Here is a 25,766-nt window from a genome sequence, read left to right as displayed (position 1 = left end):
ATCTTATTTTTTAAATTCTTCGATGATTTTTTGTCCTTCATCACCGGCACTGCGGATCCATTCAGCAACCATGATGCGCCCAACTCTATCCAAGTCATTCTTCAACTGAGGAGATGGTTTTTGAACAACCATACCATTCTTCGCCAAAGTCTCGTTATATTGCTTGGTTTTTTCTTCGGATACTTTTGTCCCACGCTTTTCAGCTTCAGCACAGGCTTTTAGTAACGCTGTTTGCGTTGGCTTATCCAATGCATCAAATGCTTTCTGATTCACCATCAAAATATTTTTAGGTAGCCATGCATCCACTTCGTAGTAATACCTCAAGCTTTCCCAAGCCTTGATATCTACACCAGTTGCCCCAGAAGTCATCATGGAATTAATCGTGCCTGTAGCCATAGCCTGAGCTAAATCAGCAACCTGAACTGTCACTGGCTGCGCACCCACTAACTCAGCAATTTTGGATGTAGCTGGGTTATAAGCTCTCCATTTCAAACCCTTCATATCGGCGCCTGAATTAATAGGATTCTTGGAATAAAGACCCTGTGGTGGCCAAGGTACCGCATAAACCACTTTCAAGCCTTGCTTTTGCAAAGCTGCTTCCGTAGCGTTTTTGGAAAGCTTCCACAGCTTTTCAGAATCCTTATAGCTGGTTGCTAAAAAAGGAATTGAATCAACTCCAAAAATAGGGTTTTCATTTGCCAATACAGAAATTAACACTTCCCCCATTTGCGCCTGCCCTGTTTGAACACCACGCTTAATACCATTTGCTGGAAATAATGAACCATTTGGATGAACCACAATCTTCAACTTACCACCGGTAGCTTTTTCAACATCCGCAGCTAATTGTTGAAGATTTTCAGTATGAAAATTACTTACGGGATATGCGCTCGCCAAATCCCATTTAGTCTGAGCATTTACAGCAATTGAGGAAAAACCCAATAGGGCAACGATCCAAAACTTGGACTTATTCAATATCCAACGACTCATTTATGTCTCCTAGTGAGAATTTTGAGAAACTGATGAAACTAGTTGCTTCTGTTTTTATTATTACTAATATAACTGAGAAATTTGTTCGCGGATAGCGCGCGGAAGGTCTTGCGCTCTTTTTTGCCTCTGACTCAAAACTGATGCAGGGGTTTGCTGACTTCTAGCGGACCAAATAGATGCAGGAAAGAAAGCATCATCCTTAAATCTTGGAATGACATGCCAATGGATGTGCGGAACCATGTTGCCCAAAGAAGCAACATTGATCTTATCTGGGTGCATTACATGCCGCATAGCCTCTTCAACAGCAAATACTAGTGCCATTAAATGTTCACGCTCGCCATAGGTGAGATCAGTCATTTCCGCTATGTGACGATTCCAGATAACACGGCAATACCCAGGTAAGTCAGGATCGTTAACGTGGATGACCCGACAATCATCACCACGCCAAATGATTTGACCTTCTTCAGGGGCGAGCTCTTCTTTACAAAGTAGGCAATTTGTCATGGAAAGAATGTAAACGAAAACGGCACCTAAGTCACCCTTGTGGGGTAATTTAGGTGCCGCGGCAGTATTGGTGCTACTGCTTACTACGTGCTACTTAGGGATTCTTAATGGAACTGCTCTTCCTCAGTAGATCCAGTCAATGCTGTTACTGATGACTTACCACCTTGGATAACAGTAGTGACATCGTCGAAGTAACCAGTACCAACTTCTTGCTGATGTGAAACGAATGTGTATCCACGATCACGGGCAGCAAACTCTGGCTCTTGTACTTTTTCTACATAAGCAGTCATACCGCGCTGCGAGTAATCTTGTGCCAAGTCGTACATGTTGTACCACATGGAGTGAATACCAGCGAGGGTAATAAATTGATACTTGTAACCCATTGCGCCCAACTCGCGTTGGAATTTAGCAATCGTTGCATCATCTAAATTCTTCTTCCAGTTGAAAGAAGGTGAGCAGTTGTATGCCAACATCTTGCCTGGGAACTTCGCACGAATTGCTTCAGCGAATTGACGGGCAAACTCAAGATCAGGTGTACCTGTTTCACACCAAACCATATCAGCGTATTCAGCGTAAGCCAAACCACGTGAAATCGCTTGATCCAAACCTTTGCGAGTCTTGTAGAAACCTTCTGCGGTGCGCTCACCAGTCAAGAATGGCTTGTCGTTTGCATCATAGTCAGATGTCAACAAGTCAGCGGCTTCAGCGTCGGTACGAGCCAAAATAATCGTTGGCACGCCCATTACGTCAGCAGCCAAACGAGCTGCGATCAACTTCTGCACTGACTCAGTTGTAGGCAACAATACCTTGCCACCCAAGTGACCACACTTCTTAACAGAAGAGAGTTGGTCTTCAAAGTGAACACCGGCAGCGCCCTGCTTAATAAGTGCTTTAGCCAGTTCAAATGCGTTCAATACACCACCAAATCCTGCTTCAGCATCAGCAACGATTGGGGCATAGTAGTCGATATAACCCGCATCGCCAGGATTGATACCTTTTTCGGTTTGAATTTCATCTGCGCGTTGGAATGAGTTATTAATACGCTCAACCATCTTTGGAACAGAATCTACTGGATACAAAGATTGATCTGGGTACATCGCCGCATAAGAGTTGCCGTCAGCAGCAACTTGCCAACCAGACAAGTAGATTGCTTGAATACCAGCTTTAACCTGTTGCATTGCTTGGCCACCTGTTAATGCACCTAAGCAATTTACATAGGCTTCGTTATTTACGAGATCCCATAATTTTTCAGCGCCATGCTTTGCCAAGGTATGCTCAATCTTGAGTGAGCCACGAAGACGTACAACGTCCTCGGCCGTGTAACCACGCTTAATACCTTTCCAACGTGGATTGGTATCCCAGTCTTTTTGAATTGCTGCAATTTCTGCTTTGCGATCTGCCATGTTTTTCTCCCTAAGTTAAACAAGTACTTCAAAATTTGAGGACCTTTTAGACTATTTAAGTCTTATGTCTTATATAAGAGTTTAGACAGTTCAAAAAATCAAGCAAGCAGAATCTGAGAAATTTTTAACAATATTTAGTTATTTAAATTCAATAACTTAGATAATAATTTTTGTAATATGAAATTGTTATTCACTTTTTGGAATAAAAGTCATGAGCTCATATTGCACTGCATTTTACGCAGTGTAATGACATTTCATATTGTGAAAATTTTGATACCTGCTAGGCAGTCTTGAGAGGGGTACTAGCCGAAACATTAAAGACTGTTGGAATAATCATGAGTTGGAACAGGGCAATTCCAAAAAATAGCGCCTTGGGAAGACCTGCATCCATAAAGAAACCAAATATGAACGGGCCTACTGCTGCTCCCAAATCAATGCCAGAGTAAACAATTCCATAGACACGCCCAGCAACACCTTTGGGTGTTACTCTTTTCACCAAAAGATCGCGAGAAGGTGCGACAACACCATAACCGAAACCTAGGCCCATGAACAAAACTGGGATAAAACTAACGGGTATAAAACCAGTTCCCAGTAATAAGCACATCAAAATAGTGATGGTCAAGCAGGAAGACACAATGCGTTCTGGCGCCCGCAATTTTGCAGCAAGAAAACCACCAAACAAAACACCAGCAGCGCTACCGAGAGCCAATAATGTAATGTAATAACTTCCCAAGTTCATTGCTACCTGATAGATACTAAATAGTGCACTAGGAGCGAATGACTGTAGGCTTGAGGTAGAGGCCATACTGAAGAAAAAGAATATCCAGCACAACCAAACAGCAGGTAATTTCAAAAATGCAAATGCACTTTCAGAAGTTATTTCAGGATCAGAAGCTTGTAAGCTAGTATGCGTTTGCTCATGACGCTCCCTGACATTATCTAGAAGGTATTTTTTATTAAGCCAAAGAATTACAAGAATGCAAGATTCTAGTAAAGCGGCTGACAAGAATGCGACACGCCAATCGGCTAATTGAGCAATAGCAACCATGAAGGCTGGTGCAGCAGCCCAACCTAAATATCCAGTCACGCCATGCATTGAATAAGCGTATGGAAGATTAGGAGGTGATACCTTGTGATTAATTAAGGTGTAATCGACTGGATGAAAAATCCCATTACCGCAACCAGCAACTACAGCACCTAGTATCAGCGTGACATAACCGCTACTTTGCGAATAAATCAGGGCCGCAAGAATTAACATGCCAATGCCACCAAACAACACGGGTCTTGCCCCAATACGATCCACTAAAAAACCGGATGAAGCTTGTGCAATGCATGAGATCACAAAAAAAACTGACATGAGCAATCCAAGTTCGGCATAACTCAAGGCAAAAGCATTCTTCAACCATGGGAACATGGGAGGAAGAATTAAATGAAAGAAATGGGAGCTGCCGTGAGCTAGGCTAATGAGACCAATAACCCGGACATCACTGGCACGCCTACTAAGCGCAACAGTCATGTTCCGAGTTTACTTGGGCAAAAATATTCTTGCTGAACTGCTTTGAAACTGCTTAGTGCACCTGACGAGTAAAGCTAAAGTCACCTTTTTTATCTACGTCAACAGGTACCACATCTTTAGGTCCAAATTTACCCTCCAAAATCATCTTGGAAACGGGATTCTCGATATGCTGCTGAATAGCTCTCTTAAGCGGCCTAGCTCCAAAGACTGGATCAAAACCTACTTCAGCAATCTTATTCAAGGCTGCATCGCTAACTTCGAGTTGCATATCGACTTTGGCCAAGCGGTCTGACAAGTTTTTGAGCAAAATTTTTGCAATATTAGCAATATTGCTCTTATCCAAACCATGGAATACGACGATCTCGTCAATGCGATTCAAGAATTCAGGGCGGAAATGATTTTTGAGCTCATCAAACACCGCTTCTTTAATCTCAGCCTGTTTCTTATCGGCCATTGATTGAATCAAGTGCGAACCGATGTTACTGGTCATAACGATAACGGTATTTTTGAAGTCCACTGTACGGCCCTGACCATCAGTTAAGCGACCATCGTCAAGCACCTGTAAGAGCACATTAAATACATCTGGATGCGCTTTTTCGATCTCATCAAACAGGATCACGCTATATGGATGACGACGAACTTGCTCAGTTAGATAGCCGCCCTCTTCGTAACCAACATAACCTGGAGGCGCGCCGATTAAACGAGCAACACTATGCTTTTCCATAAACTCACTCATATCAATTCGAATGAGATGATCTTCACTATCAAACAAGAAACCAGCCAATGCTTTACACAACTCAGTTTTACCAACACCAGTTGGTCCAAGGAATAAGAATGAGCCATAGGGGCGATTCTCTTCAGCCAATCCAGCACGGGAACGGCGGATAGCGTCAGACACGGCGCGTATCGCCTCTTCTTGGCCAACCACTCGTTTGTGTAGCAACTCCTCCATCTTGAGCAACTTATCACGCTCACCTTGCATCATCTTAGATACTGGAATACCCGTTGCACGAGAAACTACTTCGGCAATTTCTTCTGCACCAACCTGTGTGCGCAATAGTTTATTTTTGACGACACCATCTTTATCACCTTTAGCCTCAGCAGCAGCGGCTGATTTCAGCTTTGCCTCAAGCTCAGGTAATTTGCCGTATTGCAACTCAGCCACTTTTTCAAGCTTGCCTTCACGTTGTAACTTGGCAATCTCTGCACGAACTTTCTCGATTTCCTCTTTAAGGTTGGCAGCGCCAAGTACAGCGCCTTTCTCTGCCTTCCAGATTTCCTCTAGATCAGCATATTCAGCGCCCAAGTTTTTGATTTCATCTTCGATCAATGCAAGACGTTTTTGGGAAGCCTCGTCTTTCTCTTTCTTGACTGCTTCACGCTCAATCTTCAACTGAATAAGACGGCGATCAAGTTTATCCATCACCTCTGGCTTAGAGTCAATCTCCATCCGAATACGTGAACCAGCCTCATCAATCAGGTCAATCGCCTTATCAGGCAAAAAACGATCGGTAATATAGCGATGCGATAGTTCTGCGGCCGCAACAATCGCTGGGTCAGTAATTTCAATACCATGGTGTAGCTCATAGCGCTCTTGTAAACCGCGCAAGATGGCAATAGTTGCCTCTACACTGGGCTCTTCCACCATGACTTTTTGGAAACGACGCTCTAGCGCTGGATCTTTTTCAATGTACTTGCGGTATTCATCAAGCGTAGTAGCTCCGATGCAATGCAATTCGCCACGAGCCAATGCAGGCTTGAGCATGTTGCCGGCGTCCATAGCGCCATCGCCTTTACCTGCGCCCACCATAGTGTGAATCTCATCAATAAAGATAATAGTTTGACCTTCATCCTTAGCGACATCACTCAATACCGCTTTTAAACGCTCTTCAAACTCACCACGATATTTAGCGCCGGCTAATAACAGAGCCATATCCAGTACCAACACGCGCTTATTTTTAAGAGTCTCAGGCACTTCGCCATTGACGATACGCTGCGCCAAACCTTCAACAATGGCGGTCTTACCAACACCAGGCTCACCAATGAGTACGGGATTATTCTTACCTCGACGTTGCAAGATTTGAATGGTCCGACGAATTTCATCATCACGACCAATTACTGGGTCCAACTTACCAGCACGTGCGCGCTCCGTTAAGTCGACGGTATATTTCTTTAAGGCCTCGCGTTGACCTTCAGCATCTGCACTATTCACCGATTCTCCTCCGCGGACCAAGTCAATAGCCGCCTCTAATGATTTACGATTTAATCCATTCTCACGAGCAATCTTGCCAAGCTCGCCTTTGTCATCAGCCACTACCAGCAAAAACAGCTCGCCAGCAATAAATTGATCATTACGCTTATTGGCCTCTTTTTCACACAAATTCAGCCAGTTACTTAAATCACGACCAACTTGAACCTCACCACTAGTTCCCTGAACTTCAGGAAAATTACTAATGATCTTCTCTACGCCTTTTTCCAGGCCTGCGACATTGACACCCGCACGAGTTAATAAACTCTTTGCACCGCCATCTGAATCGCGCAACATTGCCAACAAGACATGGGCAGGTTCAATATATTGATTATCTTTAGCTAAAGCGATGCTTTGGGCCTCGCTTAAAGCCTCTTGAAATTTGGTTGTTAATTTATCTATTCTCATTTTTATATCCCATCAACTCCATATATATCTATCTATAGAATATAAGGGCAATCTTGCTAATTTCAAGGGATTTAAAGCCCTTTTTAACCTTTATTTGACCCATTTTGACTTGGCTTGTTTACCTTCTTGAATGCTCTGATGGCAGCTTTTATGCTGGCATTACTAACCGCCTAGAGCATCGCTTAGAGGCCCATAATTCAGGGCAAGGCGCTCGCTATACGAGATCTCGTCGGCCAGTGATTCTTTTGGCCACCCAGGCACATCCAGATCGATCCGAGGCATCTAAAGCAGAGGCAAGATTAAAACAGCTACCCAGAAACCAAAAGTTAAATTTCTTTAAGCAGCCTTAATTGCACAATACTCACTTCTCGCAAAACAAGCCCATAGCGACTGCTTTTGCATTAGCCTTAGGTGCAGCAATTTCTCTTGGCTTAGCTAGATTTTCTTACGCACTGTTTTTACCCGTTATGCGTGAAGATTTAGATTGGTCATACCTCACTGCTGGAATTATGAACACAGCAAATGCCGGAGGTTATTTCTTAGGGGCGCTGATGTGTCCTTGGCTCTTTAAATGGGCATCACCCTCCAAAATATTTGTTATTTCTGCTTTTTTAACTTCTGCTTTACTCGGATTCTCAGGGGCAGTATCAGGTACCTATGAATTATTTCTTTTAAGACTGCTGGCTGGAATTTGTAGCGCTTTTGTATTTGTTGGCGGGGGTATCTTATCCGCCCAACTCGGTAGCATTCATCCGACAAAATCAGGATTGATTCTCGGCATCTATTACGGAGGCACCGGAATTGGCATTGTGCTTTCGAGCTTCATTATTCCCAATACTGTTGACTGGGCAGCCAGTCAACAATGGGTACATACATGGCAATTGGGATGGTGGGCACTTGCATTGATAGGCTGTCTTTTTTCTATAGCATTAATGAAGCCCAGTCTATTCATTGCACTATCGCCATCAACACAAAATACTAGCCAACCAACCGCCATATCTAGTTATAGAAAAATTGTTTTAGGTTACTGCTGTTTTGGGATGGGCTATATAGGCTACATGACATTTGTCGTTGCCCTCCTAAAACAATTAGGGATGAGCAGCACTTCTATCCACCTTTTCTATGTAGTATTGGGTATATGTGTCATGGTCTCATCAAAAGTATGGGCTAAGACTTTGGATATCTACAAAGGGGGAACTTCTCTTGCGATACTAAACGCCTTACTGGCATTCGCCAGTTTTATCCCAGCAGTGATTGCCTTAAATTTACAGTCCGATGAATCCTTGAGCTCATTCAGTATCTGCGCAATCTATCTTTCAGGAATGATTTTTGGTGGTTGTTTTCTCTCAGCTGTAGCCTCAACAACGGCATTTGTTAAGCACAATCTTCCGCAACAACAATGGGTCTCTGGTATTACCGTTTTCACAACAGTCTTTGCAATTGGCCAAGTAATTGGTCCAACATTAACGGGTTGGATATCGGATCGATTTGCAAGCCTAACAACGGGGTTCTTGCTATCCAGTTGCGTACTCGCAGTGGGCGCAATCGTGGCTGTTACTCAAAAACCACTAGAAGTAATAACTACTTTTGATTCCAACGAGCCATAGCAGCATCGTCAGTAACGCGCGCATCTACCCAACGAGCACCATCAGGTGTTTCTTCTTTCTTCCAAAATGGGGCTGCAGTTTTGAGGTAATCCATGATGAACTCACACGCAGCAAATGCTTCGCCACGATGGGCGCTGGCAACTGCAACAAGAACAATCTGATCCTCTGGAAGTAAAGGGCCAATTCGATGAATCACTGATACTTGGTAGATATCCCAACGTGATTTAGCTTGAGACAGAATTTCCTCTAGAGCCTTTTCTGTCATGACTGGGTAATGCTCAAGCGTCATGCCTTTGACTTGACTCCCGTCATTCATGTCACGAACAGTACCCAAGAAAGAAACAACTGCACCTACTCGAGGATCACCTTTTCTGAGCGCTGCAATTTCAGCACTAAGGTCAAAATCATCCGTTTGTATTCGGATTGACACTTTAGCCTCCAGTGACTGGTGGAAAGAAAGCCACTTCCGCGCCTTCTTTTAAGGCAGTATTTGCATCCACCATTTGATGATTTAGGGCACAGCGTAATACTTTTCCGCTAGCCAAAACATCCGACCAAGGTGCGCCGCGTTCAGCAAGATGACTTCTCAAGTCCGCTATTGTTTTTACAGCCTCAGGAATCACAATCTCTTCTTGGGCAATACCAAGAGATTCACGCAAGGAGGCAAAGAAGCGTAATTCGAGTTTCATGAGCTAATCGTAAACCGATTATTTGAGTAAGGCATTAAAGGGAATATATTTCACAATATCCCCCGCTTTAATTGGCTGATTTGGAGGGCAATCGACCAAACCATCGCCCCAAGAGGCGCTTGTAAGTACGCCTGAACTTTGATTAGGGAATAAGTCCAACCCTCCCTGATCATTGATCTTAACCCGCAAGAATTCATTCCGTCGATCAGCCTTTAACCAATCAAAGTCAGCACGCATTAAATACGTTGGCACAGGTTTAACATCGCGCCCTTGCAATTTCAAAATAAAAGGGCGAACAAACAATAAGAAAGTCACAAAGCTAGATACGGGATTACCAGGCAAACCAATAAACCAAGCCTCTCCATCTTTTGCCTCCGATGATTTGCGCACTGCGCCAAATGCAAGGGGTTTACCAGGCTTAATTGCAATCTGCCATAAATCCAATCTACCTTCGGCAGTAACAGCAGGTTTTATATGGTCCTCTTCACCAACTGATACACCGCCTGAGGTAATAATCAAATCATGATCTTTGCTAGCTTTACGCAAGGCTTCACGAGTGGCATCCAAACGATCAGGGACAATACCCAAATCAGTCGCATCACATCCCAAAGATTTGAGGCAAGCCAATAAAGTATCGCGATTAGAGTTGTAAATGCCGCCTGGTTTTAATGGCTCCCCTGGAAGAGCCAATTCATCACCAGTAAAAAACGCAGCCACCTTGACTCGACGTTTTACATTGAGATGCGTTAAACCAGCAGATGCAGCCACCCCTAACTCTTGTGGACGCAAAAATGTACCTGCAATAAGAGCTGTTCTGCCTGCAGAGAGATCCTCACCTCTTCTACGAATCCACTGACCCAAAGACGGGGCAATATTAATCGTCACATGATCAGCTTGGCTCTCTAGAGTGCAATCCTCTTGCATCACCACTGCATCAGCCCCAGGTGGCACGGGAGCACCAGTAAAAATTCTGGCAGCTGTACCAGGTTCTAATTCAGTACCCATCGATCCCGCCGGTATACGCTGTGCAATTCTTAAGGTCTTGCCAGGTGTAGCCGTATCTACACAGCGAACAGCATAACCATCCATTGAGGTGTTATCCAGCGGGGGAACATCAACGAGGCTATTAACATTCTCAGCAAGTACACGGCCTAATGCAGCTTGCATCGGTACTTTTTCACTCTCACTTACAGGAACTGCATGCGAGAGCAAATGATCAAGGGCCTGCTGCGCAGTCAACATTGGTGGCTTAGTCATAGGATCAATAGTGCCTAGAAAGTTTGGCTAAAGAAATTAACCAAGATGCGCAGCGATGAAATCTTTCACCTGATTAACATCGGCATCAATATTTTCCACGCGCTGGGGCTTAGATTTAATATCTTTAAAAGCTGGTGGACACTCTGCTGGGCGACCCAAAGCCAATTCAATAGTCTCTTCAAACTTAATTGGCAAAGCTGTTTCAAGAACAATCATTGGGATTCCAGCTTGCAAATGCTCTCTAGCAACTTTTACGCCATCGGCAGTGTGTGTATCAATCATGACACCATAATGCTGATAAATATCACGAATGGTTTCTAAGCGATTCTCATGGGTGCTGCGACCTGATTGGAAGCCATACTTAGAAATATCTTTAAAAACTGCATCCTTAGAAATATCAAAGCCACCAATCTCATCAACCTGCTTAAACATATCAGCAGTCGCTTTGCCATCTTGTCCCATAAAGTCAAAGACAAAACGTTCGAAGTTACTCGCCTTGGAGATATCCATAGAGGGACTTGATGTATGCAGCGTTTCAGCAGATTTACGCGCACGATATACGCCAGTGCGGAAGAACTCATCCAACACATCATTTTCATTTGTTGCCACAACTAGATGTTCAATCGGCAATCCCATCATGCGAGCAATATGGCCAGCACATACATTCCCAAAATTGCCAGAAGGAACTGTGAATGACACTTTTTCATTACTTGACTTCGTTGCTAAGAGATAACCCTGGAAATAGTAAACCACCTGGGCAACGACGCGACCCCAGTTTATAGAATTCACTGTACCAATTTGGTTCTTCGCTTTAAAGGCGTGATCGTTACTTACCGCCTTCACAATATCCTGGCAATCATCAAACACACCAGCTACTGCCAAATTAAAAATATTAGAGTCTTGTAAGGAATACATTTGGGCAGACTGAAAGGCACTCATCTTGCCTCGTGGTGAAAGCATGAATACCTTTACGCCCTCTTTGCCACGCATTGCATATTCAGCAGCACTACCAGTATCACCAGAGGTAGCGCCCAAGATATTGAGCTGCTGACCTTTTTTCTTAAGTGCATATTCAAAAAGATTGCCTAGCAATTGCATGGCCATATCCTTAAACGCTAAGGTTGGTCCATTTGAAAGACTTAGAAGACCAATACGAGTGCCATGCTCTTCGCCTAACCAATGCAAAGGAGTGATGTCTTTAGCATTATCTTGTGGACGGCCGTTGCAATAAACTTGTTCAGTATATGTTTTACGCAAAAGAGCACGCAAATCAGACTCGGGTATATCGTCGCAATACAAACTGAGTACTTCATATGCCAAATCAGCGTATGACAAACCACGCCAAGAATCCAACTGCTCTGCAGTCACTTTTGGATATTGAACTGGCAAATACAAGCCACCGTCAGGCGCCAATCCACCCAATAAAATTTCTAAGAAAGATTGTTGTGGACTATTTCCACGAGTAGATTGGTAACGCATGTAATTAGCCGAATTTTACTTAAGACAGATTTTCTAAACGGATCTTCACCACTTCGCCAGCAACAGTCTTGAGATTCTGAATCTCTTTAATCGCAGCAAGCATATTCTTTTCTTTGGTTTCATGTGTTAATGCCACCAAATCAGTTTGGCTTTCACCCTCGTCAGCCTCTTTTTGCAAGAGCGCATCAATTGAAACACCATGTGAAGCCAAAATCTTAGTGATGTCAGCTAATACGCCAGCCTGATCGGCAACACGCATACGCAAGTAGTAGCTCGTAGTAATCTCACCAATCGGCAAAACAGGAGTGTCATGAACAGCATCAGGCTGGAAAGCCAAGTAAGGCACACGATGCTCGGCATCGGCACTGAGTAAGCGAGTGATATCTACCAAGTCAGCAATCACTGCAGAAGCAGTTGGCTCTGAACCAGCGCCCTTACCGTAATAGAGGGTAGTACCAACAGCATCACCAAATACTTGCACTGCATTCATAGCACCTTCAACGTTTGCAATCAAACGTTTAGAAGGAATCAATGTTGGATGTACACGCAACTCAACGCCAGTAGGTGTTTTCTTGGCAATACCAAGTAACTTAATGCGATAGCCTAATTGTTCAGCGTAACGAATATCAATCGCTGCAAGCTTAGTAATACCCTCAACGTGTGCTTTTTCAAACTGCATTGGAATACCAAACGCAATCGCACTCATGATGGTTGCTTTATGAGCCGCATCCACTCCTTCAATATCAAATGTAGGATCCGCTTCAGCGTAACCCAAGCGCTGTGCTTCTTTAAGCACAGTCTCAAAATCTAAACCTTTGTCACGCATCTCTGACAAGATAAAGTTTGTTGTGCCATTAATAATGCCCGCAATCCATTCAATACGATTTGCAGTTAAGCCTTCACGCAAAGCTTTAATAATTGGAATACCACCAGCAACAGCAGCCTCGAAAGCGACCATGACACCCTTAGCATGGGCAGCCTTGAAGATCTCGTTACCATGAACAGCAATCAAGGCTTTATTTGCCGTAACCACATGCTTACCAGCTGCAATAGCTTCAAGTACTAAGTCCTTAGCAATGCCGTACCCACCGATTAACTCCACAACGATATCAATCTCAGGGTTATTAATAACGGCACGAGCATCACTTACTACTTGTGCGCGGTCTTTCACCAGTTCTTTTGCGCGCTCGACATTTAAATCAGCAACAGTATTGATACGAATACCGCGCCCAGCACGACGAGTAATCTCATCTTGGTTGCGTTCGAGAACAGTGAATACGCCACCACCAACAGTGCCAATACCTAATAGACCTACTTGAATCGGTTTCATGATGCCTTTGCTACAGTTGAAGAAGCCTTGCGGCCCTGTTTATTACGATAACGCTCCAGAAAACGTGCAAGGCGGCCAATGGCCTCCTTCAGCACATCTTCGTGAGGCAAGAACACTACTCGAAAGTGATCGGGCTTGCCCCAATTAAAACCAGAGCCCTGCACTAACAATACTTTTTCTTCTTTCAGGAGATCAGCAACAAATTGTTGATCATCCTCAATGGGGTACACCTCAGGGTCTAACCTTGGAAATAAATACAGGGCTGACTTTGGCTTCACGCAAGTCACACCTGGAATATCCGTGATGAGTTTCCATGCAAGATCGCGCTGCTTTGCAAGACGACCACCTTCGCCCACCAAATCATTAATGCTTTGATAGCCACCGAGTGCAGTTTGAATCGCATACTGACCAGGCACATTTGCACATAGACGCATTGAGGCCAACATATTAAGACCTTCAATGTAGTCACGCACCATTTCTTTATCCCCTGATACCACCATCCAGCCAGCGCGGTAGCCGCATGAGCGGTAATTCTTGGATAAACCGTTAAAGGTAATGACAACTACATCGGTAGACAAAGATGCCAATGAAAGATGCTTTTCACCGTCATACAACATCTTGTCGTAAATTTCATCGGCAAACAAAATCAACCCGTGTTCGCGGGCAATTTGCGTTAACTCTAGCAATACCTCTTTGGAATAAATAGCACCAGTAGGATTGTTAGGATTAATCACCACAATCGCTTTGGTACGCGGAGTAATTTTCTTACGCAGATCATTTAAGTCCGGAGCCCAATCTTTGGATTCATCGCAAAGATAGTGCACAGGTGTTCCACCCGATAAACTCACCGCAGCAGTCCAAAGTGGGTAATCTGGTGTTGGCACCAGCACCTCATCACCATCATTGAGAAGCGCATTCATCGAAAGCACGATGAGTTCAGAGACGCCATTACCAGTATAGACATCATCCAAGGCCACGCCTTGAATGCCTTTTTCCTGGCAATACTGCATGATGGCTTTGCGAGCGGCAAAGATTCCTTTGGAGTCAGAATACGCAGAGGCATTACTTAAATTGCGAATCATGTCCAACTGAATTTCTTCAGGTGGATCAAAACCGAAAACCCCTACATTTCCGATGTTTAATTTGATGATTTTGTGACCCTCTTCCTCCATGCGCTGCGCAAGCTCGAGCACCGGCCCACGTATGTCATAACAGACGTTATCGAGCTTTTGGGACTTTAGGATCGGTTTCACAATAAATTTAAGGGTAAGTTCTTGAAATATGAGAAAAAACAGCTAGCTATAATCCACATAATTATGACAGAGAGTCCACTTGAAGCTTCAATCTGACCCCCATTCCGGAGCGAATACGATCACTGGCTACGGTGATGGCTACGTAGAGATCAATAAGACTCCCTATGCCCATGCTGTGCTTTTGAGCTCAGATGGCGCCATCTCGGAGTGGTCAGTTCAAGCATTTGATGACTTAAAGCCCAGTCATTTTCTGCAAATGGTTGATTTAAAACCAGAATTAATTCTGATAGGAACGGGTAATCGACAGCGCTTTCCCAAACCTGAACTTCTAAAATCCTTGATTCAAGCAAAAATTGGCTTCGAGATCATGGACTCCCAGGCCGCATGTCGCACTTACAACATCTTAGTTGGTGAAGGCCGCCAAGTCCTGTTAGCCCTAATTGTGGAGCCCACTTAATGCAATTTGGCCAGATTCGACAATCATCAGCCCTACATCCGGGCGAGATTTTGTTGCTGGCCATTATTTATGCCCTACTGTGGTTTGGCACCCTGAACTACCGCCACCTCATCCCTTCGGACGAAGGACGATATGCCGAAATCGCTCGGGAGATGTTGGTGACTGGCGATTGGATTACGCCTCGTTACAACGGATATAAATATTTTGAAAAGCCTCCTCTTCAAGCCTGGGCAACTGCTGCAGCATTTCAGGCTTTTGGCATTGGTGAATGGCAAGCACGTCTATGGACTGCATTAACAGGCTTTCTAACTATTCTTTTCATTGGCTTTACTGGTAGCAAAATTTATAACGCCAGAGCAGGATGGTTGGCGGCCGTTGTATTAGCATCCAGTCCGATGTGGGTCATCAGCGGTCATTTCAATTCGTTGGACATGGGTCTATCCTCTTTTTTGGTCGCCGCACTTTGCAGCTTGTTGCTCGCACAAAGTTCGCACAATAAAAATAGCTGTCGCAATTGGATGTGGCTTTGTTGGATATTTATGGCACTGGCCACCTTATCCAAGGGCGTCATTGGTGCAGCCATTCCAGCAATGGTGTTCGTAGCTTATTCCATTAGCACCTGGGATTGGAAAATTTGGACTCGTTTGCGTCTATTTAGCGGTAGTGTTTTTTATCTAGCAATCACAGCTCCTTGGTTTGTATTAATTGCTCAGCGTAATCCGGAATTTTTAGAGTTCTTTTTTATCCATGAGCACTTGCAACGGTTTACACAGGACGCCCACAGCAGAACTGGTCCTATTTATTATTTTGTGCCCCTACTCCTAATTGGCATACTCCCTTGGGTCTTTCAGCTCCCCGGCAGCCTTGCTCAGGCTTGGAGCGAGCGTCGTCGCGAGTTTTCTGCTGGCTGGTTATTAGCATGCTGGTTTGTGGTGATCTTTGCTTTCTTTAGTGTGTCCCGCTCAAAGCTTCCGGGATACATCATTCCTGTTTTTCCGGCGCTTGCCTTATTAATTGGCAACCGCTTAGATCGCATGCTTGGACACACTAACAGCATGGGCACTCCATGGAAACTACAAACACTTGCATTTTCAGTTCTTGGGTGTGTTGGCTTTTTCTTTCTCGATACTATCGGTAAGCAAGCTCGACCAGATGAAATAGAAGCGTATGCGCAATACACCTATTGGGTAATTGCTGCATTAACCGCACTTGCCAGTTTTAGCGCCTATGCCGCATGGCAAAGCAAACGCAATGGCACTCAAAGCATTGTAAGTTTTGCTAGCGGGTTTTTTCTATGCGCCATCATTGCTGGTACAGGACACGAGACCTTGGGTCGTGCGGTCTCTGGAATCGATCTCGTAGAGCGGGTGAAAGCTTCCATTCCTGAAAAAGTAAACTTTTATTCAGTTCGACTTTTGGATCATACCGTTCCATTTTATTTAGGCAGAACAATGATCATGGTGGAATCCCCCGACGAGCTCGAGTTTGGCGTCAATCAAGAGCCCGAACTCTGGATGCCGACTCTTGATGCTTTTATTGCTCGCTGGAAAGAAGATCAAACCGCATACGCTCTCATGGTTCCCGAGCAATTTGATGCGCTTCAAGCCCAAAGCTTTCCAATGGTTGAGGTTGATCGCGACTCACGCAGAGTAATCGTCAAACATCCCGAAGCTTCGCAGTAAGGCATTAAAGTAAGATAAGTCATCATGTCAAACTCCACCCCTGAATTTATTCCGTTTACGCGCCCCAGCTTTAATCAAGAGACGATTGATGCTGTTTCTGAGGTATTGCGTTCTGGATGGGTGACTTCCGGACCTAAACTTGCAGAATTTGAATCTACCCTAAGCAAATACTTTGGCGATCGTCCTGTGCGTTGCTTTGCTAATGGCACTGCCACCATGAAGATTGCATTACAAGTTGCCGGCATTGGTGCTGGGGACGAAGTGATTACGACCCCAATATCTTGGGTCGCCACTTCTAATGTCATTCTGAGTGTTGGTGCAAAGCCCGTATTCGTTGATATCGATCCAATCACCCGAAATATTGACCTAAATAAAGTATCTGCCGCAATCACACCCAAGACCCGCGCAATCATGCCGGTCTATTTGGCGGGCCTACCAGTTAATATGGATCAGCTTTACACACTGGCAAAAGAACACAAGCTTCGCGTCATTGAAGATGCTGCTCAAGCTTTTGGATCGCAATGGAAAGGTAAAAAGATCGGCAGCTTTGGTGACTTAGTCAGCTTCAGTTTTCAGGCCAATAAAAATCTCACCACCATTGAAGGTGGATGCCTGGTTTTAAACAACACAGATGAAGCCAAACTCGCTGAGAAATTCCGTCTCCAAGGCTTAACTCGCCAAGGTATGGATGGAATGGATGTTGATGTCCTAGGTGGAAAAGATAACTTGACTGATGTAAATGCGGCTATTGGTCTGGAGCAATTAAAACAACTTCCTACCTATCAAGCGCGACGCACCGCATTAGCCCGTCGATATTTCGAAGTTATGCGCAGGGAATTAAAAGCTGCTGGACTAGAAGACTTGAAATTAGAACTTCCTGCAGAGAACTTTACTGATAGCAATTGGCATATGTTCCAGGTCGTATTACCACTGGCGCAATTGAATGCCGATCGAGCGCAAATCATGACCGACTTAAAAGAGTTGGGTATTGGCACTGGAGTTCATTACCCAGCCATCACCGGCTTCACGCTCTACAAAAATCAAGGTTATAAACCTACAGACACCCCAATTGCGGAACGTATTGGGCGCTCTATTTTGACCCTCCCTTTATTTCCAGCAATGTCTGATGAAGATGTGGACCGAATTACCAAGGGGTTTGTCGGAATTTTGCAGAAACACCGCAAAAACTAGTGTTCTTGGGTTAACCCACAGAATCAGGCAAAATTGCGGCATGACTGCAAACTTAGCCGCCAACCCAACACTGAGCATTGTTATCCCCGTATATAACGAGGAAGATGGACTTCAGGCTCTGTTTGATCGACTTTATCCAGCACTTGATTCTTTGGCCGCTAAGCGGAATATCACTTACGAAATCGTATTTGTAAATGATGGTAGTAAAGACCGCTCTGCCGGCATTCTTTCTAAACAGGTGGAGTTACGTCCCGATGTCACCCGTGCTGTTTTATTCCATAGTAATTTTGGTCAACACATGGCGATCATGGCTGGGTTTGAATATGCTCAGGGTGAATACATCATTACATTAGATGCTGATCTACAAAATCCACCTGAAGAAATTGATGCGCTTACTGAACAGCTACTAAAAGGCCACGATTATGTTGGCACTATTCGCGCTGATCGTCAGGATAGCTTCTTTAGAAAATTTGCTTCACGCGCCATGAATCGCCTACGTGAAAACATTACACGCATCACAATGACCGATCAGGGATGCATGTTGCGCGGCTATAGCCGTCGCATCGTTGACCTAGTTCGTCAATGTGATGAAAGCAACACATTTATTCCGGCATTGGCTTACACTTTTTCTGCTAATCCAGTAGAAATCACAGTGAAACATGAAGAACGTTTTGCCGGGGAATCTAAATATACTTTGTATCAACTGATTCGTTTGAACTTCGATTTAGTCACTGGCTTCTCTATCATGCCACTGCAGATCTTTTCGATTCTTGGCATGCTTCTATCCCTAGCAGCAGGCAGCTTATTCGCTTACCTACTCGTGCGTCGCTTTGTTCTGGGCGCTGAGGTTGAGGGCGTCTTCACCCTCTTTGCACTCACCTTTTTCCTCATTGGCGTGATGCTATTTGGACTAGGTCTCTTGGGTGAATATATTGGCCGCATTTATCAGCAAATTCGCAAGCGTCCACGCTACGTTGTGCAAACTGTTCTAGAGAAAAAATAATTGCACGCAGTCGTCTTCGCTTATCACGATGTTGGTGTCAACTGCCTCAAAGCACTTCTTAATGCAGGCATTCAAATTGATCTAGTAATTACACATCATGATGATCCCAATGAAAATGTTTGGTTTGGAAGTGTTGCGAAACTGTGTGTCGAAAGAAACATTTCGTACATCACACCCAACTCAAGTGAGCTACTGAAGTTAGTTCCAAAACTTCAATCTTTAGCGCCAGATTACATTTTCTCTTTCTACTATCGCTACATGATTCCCGAGCAGATTTTGGCGTGCGCAAAAATCGCGGCACTCAATATGCATGGCTCACTACTACCCAAATATCGTGGACGTGCGCCAGTCAATTGGGCGATTCTGCATGGTGAAACTCAAACTGGCGCCACTTTGCATATCATGGAAGCAAAACCAGATGCTGGAGATATCGTCGGACAGGCTACCGTGGATATTGGTCCAGATGAAACTGCTACCGATGTCTTTAGCAAAGTAAGTAAAGCCGCTGTAAATGTTATCAACCAAGCATTGCCTAGCTTGATAAAGGGTATTGTCCCCCGCAAGCCAAATGAGCTGCAAAAAGGCAGTTATTTTGGCGGCAGAAAGCCATCTGATGGGCAAATTCATTGGAATCAGGCCGCCAAACAGGTCCACGACCTGGTGAGAGCGGTTGCACCCCCATATCCGGGCGCCTTTACAGACTATGAGGGAAAGACCATGATTGTGGCCCGCACCAGCCTAAAAGGGCCATTTCCAGCCAATCTTGATCTTGGGCTTTGCGGCATCCAAGTGGTTGATAATCGAGTATTCGGCATTTGTGGAGACCGCCAAATAGTTGAAGTTTTGGAATGGTTTCCAGTAGACAAATAAAAAGCAACGCAAATTAGATTAAAACGAGGCAGTAGAGATGAAAAAAGTACTCATTCTTGGTGTTAACGGCTTTATTGGTCACCACCTTTCCAAGCGCATTCTGGAGACAACCGATTGGGATGTCTATGGCATGGATATGCAAAATGATCGCTTAGGGGATTTAATTAACCATCCTCGTATGCACTTTTTTGAAGGTGACATCACCATCAATAAAGAATGGGTTGAGTATCACATTCGTAAATGCGATGTGATCCTACCTCTAGTTGCCATTGCCACTCCAGCAACTTATGTACAGCAGCCATTAAAAGTATTTGAGCTCGACTTCGAAGCCAATTTACCGATCGTGCGTTCAGCAGTCAAATACAAAAAACATTTAGTATTTCCATCCACATCCGAAGTCTATGGAATGTGCGATGACAGTGAATTTGATCCTGCCAAATCAAATCTGATTTACGGCCCGATTAATAAACCTCGTTGGATTTATGCATGCTCCAAACAACTAATGGATCGCGTGATTTGGGGTTATGGCATGGAAGGCTTGCGGTTTACCCTTTTCCGCCCATTTAACTGGATTGGGCCTGGCTTAGATAGCATCTACACACCAAAAGAAGGCTCCTCTCGTGTTGTCACTCAATTCCTCGGACACATTGTTCGTGGTGAATCCATTAATCTCGTGGATGGTGGTGCGCAAAAACGAGCCTTTACCTATGTTGACGACGGTATCGATGCATTAATGCGCATCATTGACAACAAAGATGGGGTAGCTAATGGCAAGATCTACAACATTGGTAATCCAAAGAACAATCACTCAATTCGTGAACTAGCCAATCAAATGCTAGAAATTGCACGCAGCATTCCTGAGTATGCAAAGACTGCGAATGAAGTGAAGATTGTAGAAACTACTTCTGGCGCATATTACGGCGAAGGCTATCAGGATGTGCAAAATCGCGTGCCAGCAATTGATAACACCATGAATGAACTGGGCTGGAAGCCGACTACTACTATGTCTGATGCACTAAAGAATATCTTTGAAGCCTATCGCGAGGATGTAGAAAAGGCACGCACTTTAGTTGATAAAGAATAAGTAAATTAAATAAAAGGTTCATGGCTAAGATTGCTCTCAAGGTAGATGTTGATACCTTACGCGGCACCAAAGAGGGCGTTCCGAATCTTGCTCGCACTCTAGAGCGCTTTGGCTTAAAAGCAACTTTTCTTTTTAGTCTTGGACCTGATCACACTGGCTGGGCTCTAAAACGTATCTTTCGTCCAGGATTTCTAAAAAAAGTTAGTCGCACTTCTGTAGTGGAACACTACGGCATCAAAACATTGCTATACGGCGTCCTAATACCAGGACCTGACATTGGCAAGAAGGCTGCCGCAGAAATGCGCGCCATTGACCAAGCAGGCCATGAAACTGGCATTCACACTTGGGATCATGTTGCTTGGCAGGATGCCGTTCGAAATCAAGATGCATCTTGGACTAAAGCTATGATGCAAAAAAGTTGGGATCGCTTTGTTGAAATTTTTGGTCATGCTCCTGTGACTTATGGCGCTGCTGGCTGGCAAATGAATGCAACCGCTTTTGAGCAATTAGATCAATGGGGTATTGCTTACTCCTCAGATGGTAGAGCAGAACCCAACTTAATGCCTTATCGTATTGATCTACCCTCTGGCAAAGCCAAACACGTCCAATACCCAACCACACTTCCCACCTTTGACGAACTCATTGGCATTGATGGCGCCGATGAATTTGGCGCAGTCAAAAAACTCTTAGAAATTACCCAAAGCAACCCAAATGACCAGGTATTTACGCTTCACGCTGAACTTGAAGGGCAGAAGCTTTTGCCCGCATTTGAGCAGTTATTGGTCGGGTGGCTAAATCAAGGTCACGATTTAGTAACCATGGGCGAACTGCATAAATCTTGGGAAGCCACTAAACAGTTGGATAAAATAGCCGTACTCCCGTTAACCTGGGGTGAAATACCCAATCGTAGCGGCGAACTAATCATTCAAAATAATTAGAATTTGAGACAACCAACCTTAGAGGAATCATCATGACAGTAGCTATTGGTCAACCTATACCTGAATGTGCGATTCCAGCAACATCTGGATTAACGTTTACCCCCGCCTCTGCCAAAGGCAAAAAATTGGTTTTATATTTTTACCCTAAAGATATGACTCCAGGCTGCACCGCTGAGTCAGGTGAATTTAGAGACAATATTGATGCCTTCACTAAAGCCAACACATTAATCGTAGGGGTTTCCCGAGATAGCCTCAAATCGCATGACAACTTCCGTAGCAAATTAGAGCTCCCATTTGAACTAGTTGCAGACACCGAAGAAGTTCTTTGCCAACTCTTTGGCGTCATGAAAATGAAGAATATGTATGGCAAACAGGTTCGTGGTGTAGAGCGCAGCACCTTTCTTTTTGACTCGTCTGGCAACTTAGTTAAAGAATGGCGCGGTCTTAAAGTTCCCGGCCATGTGACAGAGGTATTGCAAGCCGCCCAAGCCACCAAGTAATTTTTACAACAATTTTTGGTAGGGTGCTTGCAAACCCCAAATTTTGGGGTAAAGTGATTCATATGCACCGTAAACGACGGGAAAGTCTGACAATCCGTTTGAATCGTAAGCCTGAATATCTGAGATCAGGTGCGGGGAGTAACCCCCTCCACTTTTCTAATCTCGCCGCAACCCATTTCGCAATAAACCGTCAATGCACTCCGCTTGGCGGTTTTTTCTTTTAGGAGAGTCCATGCCACTGCCCCCAATCCCCACTCAAATTGCTGATCAAGTGAAACTCAGTCGCAAGGATACTCCTGACTTAAAAAAACGTCCTGCTCAAGCAAAACCAGTGGTAGTGGAAACTTCAGATTGGGCCAACGATGCAGAAGAAGATTTATCAGCGGCAGAAGTAGCTCTTGAAAAAATCAAAGCAGATCGCAGTCCACTTCGCAATGAGAATAAAGCACCTGTGCCTTCCAAACCAAAACGCGTTGTTCGTACAGGCCCTCCAAGCTTGTTCGTATTAGATACGAACGTATTAATGCATGATCCAAGTTCATTGTTCCGTTTCTCGGAACATGATCTTTACCTGCCTATGACTACTCTTGAGGAGTTGGATAACCACAAAAAAGGAATGACTGAAGTGGCCCGCAATGCCCGTACAGTCAGTCGCTCCCTGGATCAGTTAATTGCTGGTACAAGCGGCACTCTAGATGATGGCATTCCACTGAATAAGCTTGGCAACCAAGATGTGACTGGTCGTCTATTTTTTCAAACCAAACTCTCAACCCAACCATTACCCGAAGGACTTCCTGAAGGAAAAGGCGATAATCTCATTTTGGCGGTTGTAAGTGAACTACAAAAAACTCGCAAAGGCCAAGAGGTGGTATTGGTATCAAAAGATATCAATATGCGCATTAAAGCGCGTGCATTAGGTTTGCCAGCAGAAGATTACTTCAATGATCAAGTGCTAGAAGATCGTGATTTGATGTATGCGGGTGTAATGACATTGCCTGCCGATTTTTGGCCAAAGCACGGCAAGGACATGGAGAGTTGGGCAGACTCTAAATCTGGCACGATGTTCTATCGTGTTACTGGTCCATCAGTCATGAATATGTTGGTGAATCAGTTTGTTTACCAAGAAAACCCAGATGGCTCAACACCCTTCTATGCACAAGTAAAAGAAATCAACGGTAAGACCGCTCTACTTCAAACCCTAAGAGATTTCTCTCACCAAAAGAATAATGTTTGGGGTGTAACCGCCCGCAACCGTGAGCAAAACTTTGCCATGAATCTCTTGATGAACCCTGACGTTGATTTTGTGACGCTTCTTGGCCAAGCTGGTACTGGTAAAACTTTGTTGGCATTAGCAGCAGGCTTAGAACAAGTGCTTGATAGCAAACGCTACAACGAGATTATCATCACGCGCGCAACAGTGCCAGTAGGCGAAGATATTGGATTCTTACCTGGTACTGAAGAAGAAAAAATGCAGCCATGGATGGGTGCATTTGACGACAACTTAGAAGTATTGCAACGCAATGATGATGGTGGCGCTGGAGAATGGGGTCGCGCAGCTACGCAAGAACTGATCCGGTCGCGTATTAAAGTAAAGAGTATGAACTTTATGCGTGGTAGAACGTTTGTTAGCAAGTTTGTCATCATTGATGAAGCACAAAACTTAACTCCAAAACAAATGAAGACCTTAGTTACCCGCGCTGGACCAGGAACCAAGATTATTTGCCTAGGCAATATTGCTCAGATTGATACACCTTACTTAACCGAAGGCTCTTCAGGTTTAACCTACGTAGTTGATCGCTTCAAAGGCTGGCGTCATGGTGGTCATGTGACCTTAGCTCGCGGTGAGCGTTCACGTCTTGCGGATCATGCAGCTGACGCGCTTTAAAAAATACACCTCATGCCGCACTCTAATTGGGTGCGGCATTTTTATTTGTGCTCTTATCGCACTTAACGGGTGTAGCACCACCAACAATAAATCACCCAATCCCAAAATTGCTCAATTTAAGCAAGATACGAGTGTTGGTACTGAAGATATTTCTATTGCAGCAGTAGGTTTAGTGGATGTTCCCTATCGCTTTGGTGGCAATACACCCAAAGGTGGTTTTGACTGTAGCGGTCTCATTGTTTATGTTTACAACAAAGCAGCCGGTATTAAGCTACCAAGAACCATTCAGCAGATGAGTAGCAAGGGACGTAGTGTCGAGAATGAGCCGCCTGCGCCAGGTGACTTAGTATTTTTTAATACCACTGGAGAAAAGTATTCACATGCCGGCATCTATGTTGGGCAAGGAAGATTTGTGCACGCCCCCAGCGCTGGAGGTACGGTGCGCTTGGACTACATCACCACGCCATATTGGGCAGCTAAATTTACAGAGGCGCGACGTATAGCGCCTTAGGACTAACGCCCAATATCACCCCACTAGGAAATAATATTTTCTAGATTTGAAGTATTTTTATCGTAACGAGATTGGAAAGTGGCAATGAAAGAAATGGATTTAAACCGTATACAAGAAATATTAGTAACAACTGCTACTGATATTGGACTGAAGATCTTGGCGGCGATTGCCTTTTGGGTAATTGGTCGTTGGTTAATTGGTCTAGCCCTAAATATTATTCGCCGAGGATTGGAAGCACAAAAGTTAGACCCTACCATTCTGCGTTATGTTGGCTCGGTCGTTTCGGTAACTTTGAATATCCTGCTTGTTGTCGGAATTCTTGGATATTTTGGAATTCAAACCACCAGCTTTGCCGCTTTAATTGCTACAGCAGGTGTAGCCATTGGAGCGGCATGGGCAGGTTTACTCTCTAACTTTGCAGCAGGGGTATTTGTAATTGTGTTGCGTCCATTTAAAGTGGGGGACTTTATTACTGCAGGCGGAGTTACTGGTACCGTCAAAGAGATTGGTTTGTTCTCCTCAACTATCTATACACCAGACAATATTGCCACCATGATTGGCAATACCAAGATTTTGGGTGACACTATCCAAAATTTTAGTAACAGCCCTTATCGTCGCGTTGATCTTAAGTGCCAACTCTCGGGTGCCGCCGATCAAAATGCTGCAATGTCTTTACTGCGCGAAAAGATTGCAGCAATTCCTAATGTTCTTCAGGAGCCAGCTGTTGAGGTAAATATTTTAGAGTTCAATCTAGTAGGCCCGGTCTTGTCCGTTCGCCCATATTGCAACAATGATCATTATTGGCAGGTATATTTTGATAGCAACCGAGTCATGAGTGAAGCGCTTGCTGCAGCCGGATTCCCAACTCCAGTGGCATCTCAGAATATGATTGTGAAACAGAACTAGTATTTAAGATTAGAATCAATCGTAGTGTCTATCTGCAGCAGAAGTACATCCAACTATT

23 protein-coding genes and 1 pseudogene are annotated in these 25,766 nt (G+C 44.4%); 13 read left to right on the top strand and 11 right to left on the bottom strand.

Features of this window, described 5'->3' with window-relative positions; genetic code table 11:
* Positions 1–3: 3 nt before the first annotated feature.
* The 5 genes from FD973_RS02480 to clpB all read right to left on the bottom strand — a co-directional run bounded on the left by FD973_RS02480 (position 4) and on the right by clpB (position 7,066).
* Entirely contained in the window at positions 4–987 is a 984-nt protein-coding gene (locus tag FD973_RS02480) for a TRAP transporter substrate-binding protein (RefSeq protein WP_215324066.1), read from the bottom strand.
* A gap of 63 nt (positions 988–1,050) precedes the next feature.
* The gene (locus tag FD973_RS02475) at positions 1,051–1,491 is read right to left on the bottom strand and encodes an HIT family protein (protein ID WP_215324065.1); all 441 of its coding nucleotides are present in this window, start codon (positions 1,489–1,491) and stop codon (positions 1,051–1,053) included.
* Positions 1,492–1,595: 104 nt separating this feature from the next.
* Positions 1,596–2,894: an isocitrate lyase gene (gene aceA, locus FD973_RS02470; RefSeq protein WP_215324064.1), complete on the bottom strand. Its 1,299-nt coding sequence runs from the start codon at positions 2,892–2,894 to the stop codon at positions 1,596–1,598.
* Between the two features lie 280 nt (positions 2,895–3,174).
* Positions 3,175–4,410, bottom strand: a complete 1,236-nt coding sequence (locus tag FD973_RS02465) for an MFS transporter (protein WP_215324063.1) — start codon at positions 4,408–4,410, stop codon at positions 3,175–3,177.
* Between the two features lie 52 nt (positions 4,411–4,462).
* Positions 4,463–7,066, bottom strand: a complete 2,604-nt coding sequence (gene clpB, locus FD973_RS02460) for an ATP-dependent chaperone ClpB (protein ID WP_215324062.1) — start codon at positions 7,064–7,066, stop codon at positions 4,463–4,465.
* Positions 7,067–7,170: 104 nt separating this feature from the next.
* On the opposite strand from clpB, the gene FD973_RS02455 reads away from it, so the two are divergent.
* Together FD973_RS02455 and FD973_RS02450 are read left to right on the top strand one after the other, a co-directional pair.
* On the top strand, positions 7,171–7,416 hold the full coding sequence (locus tag FD973_RS02455) for a GIY-YIG nuclease family protein (RefSeq protein WP_215324061.1): 246 nt from the start codon (positions 7,171–7,173) through the stop codon (positions 7,414–7,416).
* Complete coding sequence (locus tag FD973_RS02450) at positions 7,417–8,673, top strand: YbfB/YjiJ family MFS transporter (RefSeq protein ID WP_215324060.1); 1,257 nt, start codon at positions 7,417–7,419, stop codon at positions 8,671–8,673.
* On the opposite strand, the gene moaE is transcribed toward FD973_RS02450, so the two are convergent.
* The 6 genes from moaE to FD973_RS02420 are packed head-to-tail and all read right to left on the bottom strand — an operon-like array spanning position 8,648 to position 14,681.
* Positions 8,648–9,103: a molybdopterin synthase catalytic subunit MoaE gene (gene moaE, locus FD973_RS02445; protein ID WP_215324059.1), complete on the bottom strand. Its 456-nt coding sequence runs from the start codon at positions 9,101–9,103 to the stop codon at positions 8,648–8,650. The genes FD973_RS02450 and moaE overlap by 26 nt on opposite strands.
* 1 nt (position 9,104) lies before the next feature.
* On the bottom strand, positions 9,105–9,362 hold the full coding sequence (moaD, locus tag FD973_RS02440; protein ID WP_215324058.1) for a molybdopterin converting factor subunit 1: 258 nt from the start codon (positions 9,360–9,362) through the stop codon (positions 9,105–9,107).
* An 18-nt stretch (positions 9,363–9,380) separates the two neighbouring features.
* Positions 9,381–10,604 carry a gephyrin-like molybdotransferase Glp gene (gene glp, locus FD973_RS02435; protein ID WP_215324676.1) on the bottom strand — a complete coding sequence of 408 codons (1,224 nt, stop codon included), beginning with the start codon at positions 10,602–10,604 and terminating at the stop codon, positions 9,381–9,383.
* 51 nt (positions 10,605–10,655) lie between these two features.
* Positions 10,656–12,098, bottom strand: coding sequence for a threonine synthase (gene thrC, locus FD973_RS02430; RefSeq protein ID WP_215324057.1), 1,443 nt, complete (start codon positions 12,096–12,098; stop codon positions 10,656–10,658).
* 19 nt (positions 12,099–12,117) lie between these two features.
* Positions 12,118–13,428, bottom strand: coding sequence for a homoserine dehydrogenase (locus FD973_RS02425; protein WP_215324056.1), 1,311 nt, complete (start codon positions 13,426–13,428; stop codon positions 12,118–12,120).
* A complete protein-coding gene (locus FD973_RS02420) occupies positions 13,425–14,681 on the bottom strand; it encodes a pyridoxal phosphate-dependent aminotransferase (RefSeq protein ID WP_215324055.1) in 1,257 nt (418 codons plus the stop codon). Before FD973_RS02420 ends, FD973_RS02425 begins: the two co-directional genes overlap by 4 nt.
* Before the next feature lie 79 nt (positions 14,682–14,760).
* Between FD973_RS02420 and FD973_RS02415 the strand changes: the two genes are divergently transcribed.
* From FD973_RS02415 to FD973_RS02365, 11 genes and pseudogenes are all read left to right on the top strand, one after another.
* Positions 14,761–15,138: an Mth938-like domain-containing protein gene (locus tag FD973_RS02415; protein WP_215324054.1), complete on the top strand. Its 378-nt coding sequence runs from the start codon at positions 14,761–14,763 to the stop codon at positions 15,136–15,138.
* Positions 15,138–16,820 carry a glycosyltransferase family 39 protein gene (locus FD973_RS02410; RefSeq protein ID WP_215324053.1) on the top strand — a complete coding sequence of 561 codons (1,683 nt, stop codon included), beginning with the start codon at positions 15,138–15,140 and terminating at the stop codon, positions 16,818–16,820. Before FD973_RS02415 ends, FD973_RS02410 begins: the two co-directional genes overlap by 1 nt.
* Before the next feature lie 24 nt (positions 16,821–16,844).
* Entirely contained in the window at positions 16,845–18,011 is a 1,167-nt protein-coding gene (locus FD973_RS02405; RefSeq protein ID WP_215324052.1) for a DegT/DnrJ/EryC1/StrS aminotransferase family protein, read from the top strand.
* A 40-nt stretch (positions 18,012–18,051) separates the two neighbouring features.
* Positions 18,052–19,014 carry a glycosyltransferase gene (locus FD973_RS02400; protein ID WP_215324051.1) on the top strand — a complete coding sequence of 321 codons (963 nt, stop codon included), beginning with the start codon at positions 18,052–18,054 and terminating at the stop codon, positions 19,012–19,014.
* Positions 19,015–19,884 (top strand): formyltransferase, encoded by an 870-nt coding sequence (locus FD973_RS02395; protein ID WP_215324050.1) that lies wholly within the window; start codon positions 19,015–19,017, stop codon positions 19,882–19,884.
* Positions 19,885–19,921: 37 nt separating this feature from the next.
* Positions 19,922–20,968 (top strand): bifunctional UDP-4-keto-pentose/UDP-xylose synthase, encoded by a 1,047-nt coding sequence (locus FD973_RS02390; RefSeq protein WP_215324049.1) that lies wholly within the window; start codon positions 19,922–19,924, stop codon positions 20,966–20,968.
* Positions 20,969–20,988: 20 nt separating this feature from the next.
* The gene (locus FD973_RS02385; RefSeq protein WP_215324048.1) at positions 20,989–21,906 is read left to right on the top strand and encodes a polysaccharide deacetylase family protein; all 918 of its coding nucleotides are present in this window, start codon (positions 20,989–20,991) and stop codon (positions 21,904–21,906) included.
* Positions 21,907–21,938: 32 nt separating this feature from the next.
* The gene (locus tag FD973_RS02380) at positions 21,939–22,406 is read left to right on the top strand and encodes a peroxiredoxin (protein WP_215324047.1); all 468 of its coding nucleotides are present in this window, start codon (positions 21,939–21,941) and stop codon (positions 22,404–22,406) included.
* A gap of 232 nt (positions 22,407–22,638) precedes the next feature.
* Positions 22,639–24,291, top strand: a complete 1,653-nt coding sequence (locus tag FD973_RS02375; RefSeq protein WP_215324046.1) for a PhoH family protein — start codon at positions 22,639–22,641, stop codon at positions 24,289–24,291.
* Between the two features lie 106 nt (positions 24,292–24,397).
* Positions 24,398–24,799, top strand: a pseudogene (locus FD973_RS02370) (C40 family peptidase); the annotation flags it as partial.
* A gap of 87 nt (positions 24,800–24,886) precedes the next feature.
* Entirely contained in the window at positions 24,887–25,708 is an 822-nt protein-coding gene (locus tag FD973_RS02365; RefSeq protein WP_215324044.1) for a mechanosensitive ion channel family protein, read from the top strand.
* Positions 25,709–25,766: the final 58 nt, after the last annotated feature.

This window comes from Polynucleobacter sp. MWH-Braz-FAM2G, assembly GCF_018687635.1.
GTDB lineage: Bacteria > Pseudomonadota > Gammaproteobacteria > Burkholderiales > Burkholderiaceae > Polynucleobacter.
Note: the sequence above shows the minus strand (reverse complement) of the source record. Positions and strands in the feature narration are given on the sequence as shown.